This window comes from Rhizobium aethiopicum, from assembly GCF_900094625.1.
In the GTDB taxonomy this organism is placed as follows: Bacteria; Pseudomonadota; Alphaproteobacteria; order Rhizobiales; family Rhizobiaceae; genus Rhizobium; species Rhizobium aethiopicum.
Map to the genome: position 1 here is coordinate 26,049 of NZ_FMAJ01000018.1, position 14,196 is coordinate 40,244.

Genomic DNA, 14,196 nt, shown 5'->3' on the forward strand with positions numbered 1-14,196 from the left:
ATATATTTGCATTTTTATCTTGCACTTCGGCTTTTCATCGCCAAGATGTGCCGCCACCGGTGGACGTAATTGCTGCATTGCGATATCTCAGCCACCGTTTGCGTATATGGGAGCAGTAATATCATGATCGGACTTGTGCTTGTCACTCATGGCAAGCTGGCTGAAGAGTTTCGTCATGCTGTCGAGCACGTCGTCGGTCCTCAGAAATTTATCGAGACGGTCTGTATTGGCCCCGAAGACGATATGGACCAAAGACGGCAGGATATTCTGCAAGCCGTTTCCGGTGCCGACGATGGCCATGGCGTCGTCATCCTGACCGACATGTTCGGCGGCACGCCGTCCAATCTTGCCATATCGGTCATGAGCAGCGGCCATACCGAGGTCATTGCCGGCGTGAACCTGCCGATGCTGATCAAGCTCGCCGGCGTGCGCGGCGAGAACAACATGGAGAAGGCGCTGGTGGAAGCTTCCGAAGCCGGGCGGAAATATATCAACGTCGCGAGCCGCGTGCTCAGCGGAAAATAACGGGCCTCCATGACGTCGCTTTCCCGGGAACTCCTCATCATCAACAAGCGCGGTCTTCACGCGCGCGCCTCCGCCAAATTCGTGCAGATGGTCGAGAATTTCGATGCAGCCATCACCGTTTCCAAGGATGGAATGACGGTCGGCGGCACCTCGATCATGGGCCTCATGATGCTTGCGGCAAGCCCCGGCTCGAGCGTCGTCGTCTCGGCGAGCGGCAGCCAGGCTCAAGAAGCGCTGGAGGCCCTCGACCAGCTGATCCAGAACAAGTTCGGCGAAGAAATGTGAGCTCCGGTGGAGTTCATATAAACATATAAAGACTTCTTTATATCCTTATTGCCTTCCCAGGCGAAGCCTGCTAAACGGCTGGCATGCCGTGCGCTTGCTCGCGCCTGCGCCAATTTTTGAGACGTTTTTCAGCCTGGAGACCTCTATGAGCACTGAAAAAGATTATGTCGTCGCCGATATCGGGCTTGCGGATTTCGGCCGCAAGGAAATTACCATAGCCGAAACGGAAATGCCGGGACTGATGTCCTGCCGCGCCGAGTTCGGCGAGGCAAAGCCGCTCAAGGGCGCGCGCATCACCGGTTCGCTGCACATGACCATCCAGACGGCCGTGCTGATCGAAACGCTGGTGGCGCTCGGCGCCGAAGTCCGCTGGGCTTCCTGCAACATCTTCTCGACCCAGGACCACGCCGCCGCCGCGATTGCCGCAGCCGGCGTTCCGGTTTTCGCCATCAAGGGCGAGTCGCTCGAAGACTACTGGGTCTATACCGACAAGATCTTCCAGTGGGCCGATGGCGGCCTTTCCAACATGATCCTCGATGATGGCGGCGACGCCACCATGTACATCCTACTCGGCGCCCGCGCCGAAGCCGGCGAGGATGTGCTCTCCCATCCGCATTCCGAAGAGGAAGAAATCCTCTTCGCACAGATCAAGAAGCGCCTCGCCGCTTCTCCGGGCTGGTTCACCAAGCAGCGCGACGCCATCAAGGGCGTCACCGAGGAAACGACCACCGGCGTCAACCGCCTCTACCAGCTCAGCCAGAAGGGCCTGCTGCCCTTCCCGGCGATCAACGTCAACGACTCCGTCACCAAGTCGAAGTTCGACAACAAATATGGCTGCAAGGAATCGCTGGTCGACGGCATCCGCCGCGGCACTGACGTGATGATGGCCGGCAAGGTTGCCGTCGTCTGCGGTTACGGTGACGTCGGCAAGGGTTCTGCCGCCTCGCTCTCGGGCGCCGGCGCCCGTGTGAAGGTCACGGAGGCCGATCCGATCTGCGCCCTGCAGGCCGCCATGGACGGTTATGAAGTCGTGCTGCTCGAAGACGTCGTCTCCTCAGCCGACATCTTCATCACCACGACCGGCAACAAGGACGTCATCCGCATCGACCATATGCGTCAGATGAAGGATATGGCGATCGTCGGCAATATCGGCCATTTCGACAATGAAATCGAAGTCGCCGCGCTGCGTAACCTCAAGTGGACCAACGTCAAGCCGCAGGTCGATCTAATCGAATTCCCCAAGGGCAACCGCATCATCCTTCTCTCCGAAGGCCGTCTGCTCAACCTCGGCAATGCGACGGGCCACCCGTCCTTCGTCATGTCGGCTTCCTTCACCAACCAAACGCTGGCGCAGATCGAGCTCTTCACGAAGCCCGGCCAGTACGAGAACAAGGTCTACATCCTGCCGAAGCATCTCGACGAGAAGGTCGCGCGCCTTCACCTTGACAAGCTCGGCGTGAAGCTTACCCAGCTCAGCGAAGAGCAGGCTGCCTATATCGGTGTGAAGCCTCAGGGTCCTTTCAAGTCGGACCACTACAGATATTGATAGGGCGATCAATATCCACAAGATGTAGAAGCCGCGGCATTGACAAATGCCGCGGCTTATTTTTCGGCCACTCCCTTCCCGCCGATTCCCTTCCGAAGTATTGTTTTAAGACTTGATTCGGGACGCCGGACCCCGTCCGACCGCTCCGAAAATGGGATGTCTTGTCGTAATGCGGCACATTGAAGGACGGAGACATACCGCGGATGTCGGAAGTGAAAAACAGCCTGACCGGTCAGGCGGACGATGGCGCTCGCGCCGGTCGCCGGTCGCCGATGGAAGGCCCAGAATATAAATCTGCAACGGCACACGAGGCCGCACAGCAAGAGCATGGATCATTGGCGCGCTTCCTGAAAACCTGCGCGGCCGGCACGGCGCTTGCCGCGCTGGCGCGGCCGGTACTGGCACAGACCGAACAGCAGGCGGCGGCCTCAGCTCACCTCTTTACCTCCTCACAGGTCGTCGGCGTTTCCGTCGTCATCGGCGTCATATCGGCGGCCCTGCTTTCGACGCTCTGGCTCGTGCGCCAGCGCGGCAATCTGGAAAACGAGAGCCGGGAAATCCGTTCAGCGCTCTCCGATGCCCAGCAGCGCATTTCGCAATATCAGGCGCTGATCGCCGACAAGAACCGGCGGATCGTCATCTGGGACGGCAATGCACGCCCGGAACTGCTTGGCCAGCTCCCGCCCGAGACCGGCGCGCCGCAGGACGGTGAATTCCTGGCCTTCGGCCTTTGGCTGAAGTCACACTCCGCCTCGGAGTTGGAGAAGGCAATCGACCGGCTTCGCGACGGGGCGCAGAGCTTCGATATGGTGGTCGAGACCATCCGCGATGAAATCCTCGAGGCACAGGGCCGGGTTTCCGGCGGACGCGCCTTCGTCCGCTTTGTGGCGCTCAACAATCTGCGCGCCGAGCTTGCCGAACTCAGAATCGAGCGCGACCGGCTGATGACGTCGATTTCGGCCTTTCAGACGATGCTCGACGCGATCGACATGCCGGCCTGGCAGCGCGACCCGGCGGGCCGCCTCACCTGGGTCAACCAGGCTTATGGCGACGCGGTCGAAGCGCGCTCGCCGCAACAGGCGATCAATGAAGGCCGCGAGATGCTGACGACCGTGGCGCGCGAGCGAATTCGAGCAACGACGACGCCGGAATCGCCTTTCCACGACAAGATCTCGACCGTCGTGCACGGCAATCGCACCTTCTTCGACGTCGTCGACGTCAGGGTCCCCGGCGGCTCGGCCGGGATTGCGATCGACGTGACTGATATAGAGGCGGTGCGCGCCGAGCTGGAACGGACGCTGAAGAGCCATGCCGAAACGCTCGACCATCTCGCCACACCCGTCGCCATCTTCGACGGCGACCGCCGGCTGCAGTTCTACAACCAGGCGTTCGTCGCGCTCTGGGAGCTCGATATCGCCTTCCTAGAGGGCCGCCCGGACAATAGCGAGCTGCTCGAGCGGCTGCGGGCAGCCAAGAAGCTGCCGGACCAGCTCAACTGGAAAAGCTGGAAGGAAGCGGCTCTTTCCGTCTATCGCGCCCTCGACACGCAATCGGATCTCTGGCACCTGCCGAACGGACAGACGTTGCGCGTCTTTGCGACCGCCCATCCGCAGGGGGGCGCAACCTGGGTGTTCGAGAACCTGACCGAACAGGTCGACCTGGAAACACGCTACAACACGCTGGTCAAGGTACAGGGCGAAACGATCGATCATCTTTCCGAAGGTGTCGCGGTGTTCGGACCTGACGGGCGCATCCGCCTGTCGAATCCGGCCTTCCGCGCGCTCTGGGGGATCACGGAGGCAGAGGCCAAGCCCGGCACTCATATCCGCGCGCTCGGCGAGGCCTGCGCGCCGTCCTATGACCGGCCGGACGGCTGGAAGACCTTCGCGGAACTGATCACCAGCTTCGACGACGAGCGCCGCTCAAGTCAGGGGACGCTGGAACTCTTCTCCGGCCTGGTTCTAGATTACGCCGTCATCCCGCTGCCGAACGCGCAGACCATGCTGACCTTCGTCAACATGACGGACAGCGTGCGAGCCGAGCGCGCGCTGACCGAGAAGAACGAGGCGCTGCGCAAAGCCGATGAACTGAAAAACGACTTCGTTCAGCATGTTTCCTATGAACTTCGCTCACCGCTGACGAATATCATCGGCTTCACAGACCTCCTGCGCACGCCGGGCGTCGGGCCGCTGAACGAGCGGCAGGCCGAATATATCGACCACATCTCGACCTCGTCCTCGGTTCTCCTGACGCTTGTCAACGATATTCTCGACCTTGCGACCGTCGATGCCGGCATCATGCGGCTGAACTATGCGGAAATCGATCTGAACGACCTGCTCGACGACGTCTCGATGCAGATCGCAGATCGGCTGCAGGAAAGCGGCGTCGCTCTCGAAATCACCGCCCCCGCCTACCTCGGTTCGATCATCGCCGATCCGCAGCGGCTGAAGCAGATCCTTCTGAAGCTTCTTGCCAATGCCGCGAATTTCTCGCCCGAGGGCACTTCGGTCTCGCTGGAATGCCATCGCGAAGGCACGGATTTCGTCTTCGCCGTCCGCGATCGCGGCCCCGGCATTTCGCCCGACATGATTGCGACCGTCTTCGACCGGTTCGCGACGGGGGCAAAAAGCGGAAAACGCGGTGGCGCCGGCCTCGGCCTCTCGATCGTCGACAGTTTCGTCAGCCTGCATCATGGCGACGTGACGATCGACAGCGAGCCGGGCAAGGGTACGACGGTGGTCTGCCGTATCCCCTCAGTCAACATACCGCATTCCGCCGCCGCCGAATGACGACCGCTGATACGATCTCGCTTTTCCTGGAAGACGAAGCGGCCACGCTTCGCCTCGGCGAGGACTTGGCGCTGGCCTTGAAGGCCGGCGATTGTCTTGCCCTTTCAGGCGACCTCGGCGCCGGCAAATCCTCGCTCGCCCGTGCGATGCTGCGTGCCATTGCCGATGACGAAGGGCTCGAAGTCCCGAGCCCGACCTTCACGCTGGTGCAATCCTACGATCTGCGTATCCCGGTGTCGCACTTTGATCTCTATCGGCTCGGCGACCCCGCCGAATTGACGGAGCTCGGTTTCGACGAGGCCCTGCAGAACGGCATCTGTCTCGTCGAATGGCCGGAAATGGCCGCGAGCGAGTTGCCGAGGGAATCCATCGCCTTGACGCTGGCGCATGAAGGCAACGGCCGCCGGGCGACGATCATCGCCGCAGGCGCACAGGCCTTGCGCATCCGTCGCGTCCTGGCGATCCGCAATTTCCTGGGAGACGCCGGCTATTCCGGCGCCAAACGTCGCTTCCTGACCGGCGATGCCTCGCTACGCGCTTATGAGGCGATTTATCGCGAGAACGCGAAGGGCCGCATCATCCTGATGGACTGGCGGCCGCATCCCGAGGGCCCGCCGGTCCACGACGGCAAGCCCTATCCCAAGGTGGCGCATCTCGCACAGGACGCCTATCCCTTCGTTGCGATTGCCGATGCGCTGCGCGAACGGGGTTTTGCGGCGCCGGAGATCTATAAGGTCGACTACGAACAGGGCATCCTGCTGATCGAAGACCTCGGCACCGGGGGCGTGCTCGATGACGAGGGGCGGCCGATCGCCGCCCGTTACCGGCAAAGCGTCGCCTGTCTTGCCCATCTTCATTCCATGCCGTTTCCGCGGGATATACCGGTTTCCGCTACCCATACGCATCACATACCTGATTTCGATCGCACGGCGATGAAGATGGAAGTGCAGCTTGTGCTCGACTGGCACATTGCCTGGAGGCGCGGCAGCGCACCGTCGGACACCGAGCGTGAGGAATATCTGGCGATCTGGGACGCGCTGATCGATGAGCTGGCGGCGGCCGAAAAAAACCTGCTGCTGCGCGATTTCCACTCGCCGAACATCATCTGGAGACCCCAGCAGGCCGGCATCAAAAGGATCGGTCTCATCGATTTCCAGGACGCGATGATCGGCCCCACCGCCTATGACCTTGCCTCCATCGTCCAGGATGCGCGCGTCAACATCGAACCGCAGCTGTTCCGGCAGCTGATGGATGACTATCTGGCGCTTCGCCGCGCGCAGGGCCACTTCGACGAAGCCAGATTCCTGAAAGCCTGGGCGATCATGTCGGCGCAGCGCAATTGCAAGCTTGCCGGTCTCTGGGTACGGCTGCTGCAGCGGGACGGCAAGGCCGGTTATCTCAAACATATGCCGCGCACCCTCGCCTATCTCAACGTCGCGCTCCAGCACGAAGCGCTTGCCCCCTTGCGCGATTGGTGCGCAAGGGCTGGAATAGGCCAGAGCGAATCATAAGTTCCGGATCAAGATGACCATCAGACAAGCCATGGTACTGGCCGCGGGTCTCGGCACCCGCATGCGCCCGATCACCGAGACGATTCCGAAGCCGCTGGTGAAGATCGACGGCAAGCCGATGATAGATTATGCGCTGGACGCGCTTGTTTCGGCCGGTGTCGAGCGGGCCGTGGTCAATGTTCACCATCATGCCGATCAGATGCTCGATCATCTCGGCAAATATCGCGGCCTCGACATCATCATATCAGACGAGCGGGACGGGCTGATGAATTCCGGCGGAGGGTTGGCGAAGGGCCTGAAGCTGCTTGAACGCGACGATATCTTCGTCATGAACGCCGATCTCTTCTGGATCGGCGAGCAGCCGGGACGGCCGACGAATCTGCAGCGCTTAGCCGAATTCTTCGATGCAGAGCGCATGGACATGGCGCTGCTTTGCGTTGGGATCGCGGATACGACGGGTCATAATGGCAAGAACGACTTCAGCCTTGCGGCAGACGGGCGGCTGACACGTTATCGCGACGATCCGTCCAATCCCGTCGTCTATGCCGGGGCGATCGCCATGAACCCGGCGCTATTTGACGATGCCCCGGAGGATGCCTTCAACCTCAATATCTACTTCGACAAGGCGATCGCACGTGGGCGGCTGTTCGGCATTGTGCTCGAAGGCCATTGGCTGACGGTGGGAACGCCGGAGGCGATCGGCGAAGCGGAGGAAACGATCCGCCGATTGCGGGCGTTCGCGTGAGCTCATGGCGGAACGGCACCAGCCACGCATCCTGACGATCCCGGCGGGCCTTCCATTCCTGAAAACCCTAACAACGGCCCTTTGCGACGGCCGGTTGACGCCGCTTTTCCGACATGAGGCCGACGATCCCCTGTCGCTCGCCCGGGTCACCATCTATCTGCCGACCAGGCGCGCCGTGCGCGTGCTGCGCTCGGAATTCGTCGATCTGCTTGGCGGCCGCTCGGCGATCCTGCCGGTGATCCGTCCGCTCGGCGAAACCGACGATGACAGCGGTTATTTCGAAGAGGCGCTGCCGGCAACGATGGATCTCGCCCAGCCGCTGTCGAATACCGCCCGGCTCTTGGAACTGGCGGGCCTGATCCTTGCCTGGCGAAACAAACTGCCGGAGATCGTCCGTCATATCCACTCCGATTCGCCGCTGGTTGCGCCGGCAAGTCCGGCGGATGCGATCTGGCTCGCCCGCAACCTCGCGGAGCTGATCGATTCCATCGAAACCGAGGATCTCGACTGGTCGGAACTGCAGAAACTCGACACCGGCGACTACGCCGCCTGGTGGCAGCTGACGGCGGAGTTCCTGCAGATCGCCAGCGCCTTCTGGCCGGAGCGGCTTTCCGAGCTCGGCAAATCCTCGCCGGCACGGCACAGGAATGCCATTCTTCGGGCCGAGGCAGCCAGGCTTTCGGCGACGAAGCCCGCCGGGCCGGTCATCATCGCCGGTTCGACAGGGTCGGTTCCCGCCACTGCCGATCTTATCGCCGCCGTCGCCGGTCTGTCGGAGGGCGTGATCGTACTTCCGGGCCTCGATCTCTCCATGCCCGAAAGGCATTGGCAAATGGTCGCGCCGGAACCGGCCCCGGGCCAGCATGCCAACCCGGCCAGCCGGAGCCACCCGCAATATGGCCTGTCCTTGCTGCTGAAGAGGTTGAGGCTGACACGAGCCGACATCCGTCTCCTTGACAGGCCGGAGGCCGAGCTTGAGCGGCGCGCCGAAATCCTGTCGCGGGCGCTCGCCCCGGCTGAGGCGACCAGCGACTGGGGAGCCTGGAAGGGCGCGCTGCCCGAGGGAGCGCTGACTTCCGCGTTCGGCGATGTTTCGCTGATCGAAGCCGCCAACGAGCGCGAGGAAGCAACCGCGATTGCCATCGCGCTCAGGATGGCGTTGGAAAGGCCGGGACAGGATGGCGAAAGCCGGGCAGCCCTGATCACGCCCGACCGCAATCTCGCCCGTCGGGTGATGGCCGAGCTTTCCCGCTTCGGCATCCTCGCCGACGATTCGGCTGGCACACCGCTGTCGGCGACGTCGCAGGGCACGCTTCTGCAACTGCTGCTGGAGGCGGCGCTGCGTCCGGGCGATCCGGTGGCGATCGTCTCGCTGCTCAAACATCCGCTGGCCCGCTTCGGCCTCGACCGCGACGCCTTGATTTCCGCTACCGAAGCGCTTGAACTGCTGGCGCTGCGCGGCGGCGTGGCGGAGGTGGATATTGGCGCGCTTGAATTGCTCCTGACACATCAGCTCAGCGAACAGGCCCTGGACCGACATACGCCGCAATGGCGAAAGGCGCTTGCCGCCGAGGCCGCCAATACCGCATCCGAGCTTGCCCGCCGGGTTAGCCGCGCAACCGAGCCTCTTGCTTCCGCGCTGGTCCGGCACCGGCCGGAAGAGCGCGGCAAGACAAAAAGTTTCACGCTGTCCGAATGGGCGGAGCGGACCGGCCGTTCGCTCGAAGCGGTCGCGGCAGATCCGCACGGCAATCTCGCCGATCTCTGGTCACACGAGGCAGGAGACGCCCTTGCCTCGCTGCTGAGCGAGGTGATCGACACGGACGGCCAGATGGAGGCCGACGGACCGCAATGGATCGACATCATGGCCGCCCTCGCGGCTGGCCATGCGGTGAAGCCACGGGCGCTCAGCCATCCCCGCCTCTTCATCTTCGGCACGCTCGAAGCCCGCCTGCAGAGCCTCGACACGCTGATCCTCGGCGGGTTGAACGAAGGTTCCTGGCCAGGGCAGAGCGCCAACAATCCCTTCATTCCGCGCATGATGAAGACGGAGATCGGGCTCGAGCCGCCGGAGCGGCGCATCGGCCAGCTGGCGCATGATTTCGAGATGGCCAACGGCACCCGCCACCTGATCTATTCGCGCGCGCTGCGCCAGGGTTCGACGCCGACAGTCGCCTCACGCTGGCTGCAGCGACTGCTGGCGCTCGGCGGAGAGGCGTTTGAAACGGCCTTAAGGGCACGCGGTGACCGCTTCCTGCAATGGGCCGGCCTGATCGATCGAGGGGAGGCCCAGGCGGCGGCGCAGCGGCCCTCGCCGAAACCGCCGCTGACGCTGCAGCCGAAATCCTATTCCTTCAGCGAGGTCGGACGGCTGCGCCGTGATCCCTACGCCATCTATGCCCGCCGCATCCTGCGGCTCGATCCGGTCGACACGTTCAACCGCGACCCGGGAGCGGCCGAACGCGGAACGCTCTATCACAAGATCATCGACCGGTTCATCCGCGAGGCGCATGTCGCCGGCACCCCGGAAGCGGCAGCGGCGATGGAGCGGATCCTCACCGAGCTTTTCGACATGGAAAAGCTGCCGCCGCATATCGATGCCGTGTGGCGCCCGCGCTTTCGCGAAGTGGCCCGCGCCTTCCTCGAATGGGAGGCCGGACGGCGTCCCGGCATACGCAGGACGCTGACGGAGGTGCGCGGCGGCGTGGAGCTGGAGGCGATCAATATCCGGCTCAACGGCGTGGCCGACCGGATCGATGTCACGGGACCGGACGCAGCGGATATCATCGACTACAAGACCGGCTACAACCCCTCACCGGCGCAGGCACGCGCGCTTCTCGATCCGCAGCTCGCGCTGGAGGCGGCGGCCTTGAGCGCCGGCGCCTTCCGCGATGCCGGCAGTCTTGCGCCGCAGGATCTGCTCTATGTTCGCCTGCGTCCGGGAAGCCGCTTCCAGGTCGATACGGTGAACAACGAAAACTCGGCCCGCAGCGACAAGGCGAAATCGGCGATGGACCTTGCCGGAGAATCGGTCGACCAGCTGATCAAGTTCGTCAGTTTGCTGCAGTCCGGCGAAAAGGGCTTTACCTCGCGGCTCATTCCGGCGCAGCAATTCGATTTCGGCGGCGACTACGATCATCTCGCCCGGGTCTCCGAATGGTCGACGGCCGAGACTGAGGAGGGCGGCGATGAGTGACGAGACTGCTCTTCCGAATGACGACGATCCCGGCGCCTGGATCGGCTGGACCACGATCCAGCAGGCGATCGCCTCAGACCCCGAGCGCTCCGCATGGGTTTCGGCCAATGCCGGTTCCGGCAAGACGCATGTCCTGACCCAGCGTGTCATTCGTCTGCTGCTTGCCGGCGCGCGGCCTTCCGCCATTCTCTGCCTGACCTATACCAAGGCCGCGGCCTCCGAAATGTCGAACCGCGTCTTCGAACGGCTGGCGGACTGGGTGGTGCTTGACGACGAAGATCTCAGCCAGCGGATCATGCAGATCGAAGGTACGGCTCCCGACCTGCTGAAACTCGCCGAGGCGCGCCGGTTGTTTGCGAAGGCGCTGGAAACGCCGGGCGGTCTGAAAATCCAGACGATTCACGCCTTTTGCGAAGCGCTGCTGCACCAATTCCCGCTGGAGGCCAACGTTGCCGGGCATTTTTCGGTCCTTGACGATCGCGCGGCGGCTGCACTGCTTTTTGATGCGCGCCGGGCGCTGCTGACGGCGACCGCGCCGGAGGAAGGCAGCGCCCTTGCCGCGGCATTCGCCTATGTGCTCAATCTCGGCGACGAATCCGGCCTGGAGAACCTGCTCACCGACATCGTCGCCAACCGGAACGCCATTCGCCGCTTCACGGCGGCGGCAGAACGACTGGGCGGCGTAGAGACGGTTCTGCGGGAAAGGCTCGGCCTTGCCGCGGGCGATACGGAAAGCCGGATCGCGGCGCAATACTGGCCGTTGCCGGAGCTTTCCGGCGGCATCCTGGAGCTTTATCTGTCGCTTGCCGACCAGAAAGGCGGGGCCAAGGCGCAGGAGGTTGCCTATGGCCTCAGGCTTGCCGGCCGGGAGCGCGATGGTGCGAGACGCGCAGAAATGCTGGAGAAAATCTTCCTGACGGCGAAGGGCGAGCCGAAATCGGATTCGCAGTTCCTCGTCAAGGCGATGCTTGCGGAAGCGCCGCAGTTGACGAGCGCCATCGCCGCCGCCCGCGCCCATGTCGCGGCAAGCCGCGACCGATTGAAGCTGATGCGAATGTTCGGTGCCACGCAGGCCGCGCTCGTGCTCGCCCGTCGGCTGAACCACGATTATGAAGAGCTGAAGAAGCAGCGCAGCCAACTCGATTTCGAAGACCTGATCACCCGGACCGCCGACCTGTTGACAAAAAGTGGCGTCGGTCCCTGGATCCATTACAAGCTCGACCGGGGTATCGATCATATCCTGGTCGACGAGGCGCAGGATACCAGCCCGATCCAATGGAGCGTCATTCAGTCGCTCGCCGCAGATTTCTTTTCCGGCGAGAGCGCCCGGCCGATCGTGCGCACGCTGTTTGCGGTCGGCGACGAGAAACAGTCGATCTATTCCTTCCAAGGAGCGCGGCCCGAGCGTTTTTCCGAAGAGAGCGACCGGACGCGGCGGCGGGTATCCGACAGTGGGCAGAGTTTTTCCTCTGTGCGGCTGCCGCTCTCGTTCCGCTCGACCGCCGACGTGCTCGAGGCCGTCGACCAGATCTTCAGGACATCGGACAATGCGCGGGGTCTCAGCGCGGTCGGGGAGCCGGTCGTGCACCGTTCCAGCCGCATCGGACATCCCGGCGCCGTCGATCTCTGGGAGATGGTCGCGCCGGAAGCGGTGGTGAAGGAAGAGGATTGGACGGCGCCCTTCGATGCGACGCCGGAAAGCGCGCCGGCCGCAATCCTCGCGCGGCGGATCGCTCATTCGATCGGCACGCTCGTCGGCGTTCAAACGATTGTCGATAAAGGCAAGGAGCGGCTGATCGAAGCCGGCGACATATTGGTGCTGGTGCGCAAGCGCGACGCCTTCGTCAATGCGTTGACACGCGCCCTGAAGCGCCGCGGCGACATTCCCGTCGCCGGTGCCGACAGATTGACGCTGACCAGCCATATCGCCGTACAGGATCTGCTGGCGCTCGGCCGTTTCCTGCTTCTGCCGCAAGACGACCTTTCGCTCGCTGCCGTGCTCAAGAGCCCGCTTTTCGATCTCTCCGAGGACGATGTCTTTGCAATCGCCGGCCTGCGGGGCGACAATGAGAGCGTCTGGAGCCATCTCAAGAGATTTGCGGCCGACGGCACCGAACGATTCCGTGCTGTCGTCGAAAGGCTGGAGCTGTTTCTTCGGCAGTCGAGGCGTCTGTCGGTCCATGATTTCTATGCGCGCGTGCTGGGCAGCTATGGCGGGCGGCGGCAATTCCTTGCCCGTCTCGGCACCGAGGTCAGTGATATCCTCGACGAATTCCTGACCTTCACCCTCGACCACGAGAGCTCCGGCCTTCCCGGGCTGCAATCCTTCATCTCAACGCTGGAGCTCGAAGCGCCCGAGGTGAAGCGGGAGCAGGACAAGGGGCGCAACGAGGTCAGGATCATGACCGTGCATGCCTCCAAGGGGCTTGAAGCGCCGATCGTCTTCCTCGTCGACGGCGGCTCCAAAGCCTTCACCCATACACATCTGCCGAAGCTTCGCCTGATCGAAACCGCCGCGGACGAGCCGCCGCTGCCGGCCTGGGTTCCCGTTTCCGACCTTGCAAACTCGCTGACGCAAAACGATGCCGCGCGCATCCAGATGCTGGCTGAAGAGGAGTATCGCCGGCTGCTTTACGTCGCAATGACGCGGGCCGCCGACCGGCTGATCGTCTGCGGCTATCGTGGCATACGCGCAAATAGCGACACCTGGCATATGATGATTTCCACCGCGCTGAGCGAAGGCCATCCCCATGTGGAGCCGGCCACCTTCTCCGGCCCCGACGGGGCATGGCCGGGCATCCGATGGCGCGTGCCGCAAGTGGAGCGGAGCTTCGAGCGTGTCGACCGCAACGAGGCGCGCGCGAGCCAGGAAGAATTGCCGGAAGGCCTGTTGCGTCCCTTGCCGCCGCAGGCTGAGCTGCCTCGGCCCCTCAGCCCTTCCGGCGCCGGGACGATCGTCGACGAAGACGAAGGCAGCTTGTTCGTTGCTTCGCCGTTGTTCGGCGAGCAGCAGCGCAGCGATCGTTCGCTGGAAAAGGGCCGGCTGATCCATCGCATGCTGCAGGCGCTTCCGGAAATTCCGCTTGGCGAACGGCCCGATGCCGCACGCCGATATGCCGAACGGGCGGCGCGATTCTGGCCGGAAGCCGAACGCCGCAGGCTGGTCGATTCGGTTCTGAAACTATTGGACGAAGCGGGCCTGCAGCCGGTTCTCGGGGTAGAGGCTCAGCCGGAAGTTTCGATTATGGGAACATTCACGCTCGAAGAGAGGCGTTATGCCGTCTCCGGCCGGATCGACCGACTCGCCGTGCTTGCCGATCGCGTCGTCATTCTCGACTACAAGACCAACCGGGTGCCGCCGGCGACCGAAGAGGCGATCCCCTTTGCGCACAAGGCCCAGTTGGCGATCTATCGCGAGATCCTGGCGCCGCTCTATCCCGGCAAACGCATCGACTGCATGCTCGTTTATACCGAGAATGCATCGCTCCATACGCTGAGCGAGACGACGCTCGGTTTGGCGCTTGCAGGACTGAAGACAAAGTGAAATACCGGACATTGAAAATTCGGCGCCGCACCATCACATGTGATTCAACACCTAA

Annotated in this window: 8 protein-coding genes; all 8 read left to right on the forward strand. The window is 63.0% G+C overall.

From position 1 onward, the window contains the following. Positions 1 to 123 precede the first annotated feature (123 nt). The 8 genes from GA0061105_RS26990 to addA all read left to right on the forward strand — a co-directional run bounded on the left by GA0061105_RS26990 (position 124) and on the right by addA (position 14,141). The gene (locus GA0061105_RS26990) at positions 124 to 525 is read left to right on the forward strand and encodes a PTS sugar transporter subunit IIA (protein ID WP_004672623.1); all 402 of its coding nucleotides are present in this window, start codon (positions 124 to 126) and stop codon (positions 523 to 525) included. Positions 526 to 534: 9 nt separating this feature from the next. Beyond that, on the forward strand, positions 535 to 810 hold the full coding sequence (locus tag GA0061105_RS26995; protein WP_011423436.1) for an HPr family phosphocarrier protein: 276 nt from the start codon (positions 535 to 537) through the stop codon (positions 808 to 810). A 145-nt stretch (positions 811 to 955) separates the two neighbouring features. Then, a complete protein-coding gene (ahcY, locus tag GA0061105_RS27000) occupies positions 956 to 2,356 on the forward strand; it encodes an adenosylhomocysteinase (protein ID WP_064696368.1) in 1,401 nt (466 codons plus the stop codon). Between the two features lie 203 nt (positions 2,357 to 2,559). Beyond that, positions 2,560 to 5,145 carry a PAS domain-containing sensor histidine kinase gene (locus tag GA0061105_RS27005; protein WP_092753933.1) on the forward strand — a complete coding sequence of 862 codons (2,586 nt, stop codon included), beginning with the start codon at positions 2,560 to 2,562 and terminating at the stop codon, positions 5,143 to 5,145. Beyond that, positions 5,142 to 6,656 (forward strand): tRNA (adenosine(37)-N6)-threonylcarbamoyltransferase complex ATPase subunit type 1 TsaE, encoded by a 1,515-nt coding sequence (tsaE, locus tag GA0061105_RS27010; protein WP_092753935.1) that lies wholly within the window; start codon positions 5,142 to 5,144, stop codon positions 6,654 to 6,656. Before GA0061105_RS27005 ends, tsaE begins: the two co-directional genes overlap by 4 nt. Before the next feature lie 13 nt (positions 6,657 to 6,669). Continuing rightward, the gene (locus tag GA0061105_RS27015) at positions 6,670 to 7,401 is read left to right on the forward strand and encodes a nucleotidyltransferase family protein (RefSeq protein WP_092753937.1); all 732 of its coding nucleotides are present in this window, start codon (positions 6,670 to 6,672) and stop codon (positions 7,399 to 7,401) included. Between the two features lie 4 nt (positions 7,402 to 7,405). Continuing rightward, positions 7,406 to 10,597, forward strand: coding sequence for a double-strand break repair protein AddB (gene addB / locus GA0061105_RS27020; protein WP_092753939.1), 3,192 nt, complete (start codon positions 7,406 to 7,408; stop codon positions 10,595 to 10,597). Further along, complete coding sequence (gene addA / locus GA0061105_RS27025; protein WP_092753941.1) at positions 10,590 to 14,141, forward strand: double-strand break repair helicase AddA; 3,552 nt, start codon at positions 10,590 to 10,592, stop codon at positions 14,139 to 14,141. Before addB ends, addA begins: the two co-directional genes overlap by 8 nt. The last annotated feature ends 55 nt before the right edge of the window (positions 14,142 to 14,196 follow it).

Coding starts and splice junctions, on each gene's coding strand:
- GA0061105_RS26990 (WP_004672623.1), top strand. CDS start 124: ATGATCGGACTTGTGCTTGTCACTCATGGCAAGCTGGCTGAAGAGTTT.
- GA0061105_RS26995 (WP_011423436.1), top strand. CDS start 535: ATGACGTCGCTTTCCCGGGAACTCCTCATCATCAACAAGCGCGGTCTT.
- ahcY (WP_064696368.1), top strand. CDS start 956: ATGAGCACTGAAAAAGATTATGTCGTCGCCGATATCGGGCTTGCGGAT.
- GA0061105_RS27015 (WP_092753937.1), top strand. CDS start 6,670: ATGACCATCAGACAAGCCATGGTACTGGCCGCGGGTCTCGGCACCCGC.
- tsaE (WP_092753935.1), top strand. CDS start 5,142: ATGACGACCGCTGATACGATCTCGCTTTTCCTGGAAGACGAAGCGGCC.
- addB (WP_092753939.1), top strand. CDS start 7,406: ATGGCGGAACGGCACCAGCCACGCATCCTGACGATCCCGGCGGGCCTT.
- GA0061105_RS27005 (WP_092753933.1), top strand. CDS start 2,560: ATGTCGGAAGTGAAAAACAGCCTGACCGGTCAGGCGGACGATGGCGCT.
- addA (WP_092753941.1), top strand. CDS start 10,590: ATGAGTGACGAGACTGCTCTTCCGAATGACGACGATCCCGGCGCCTGG.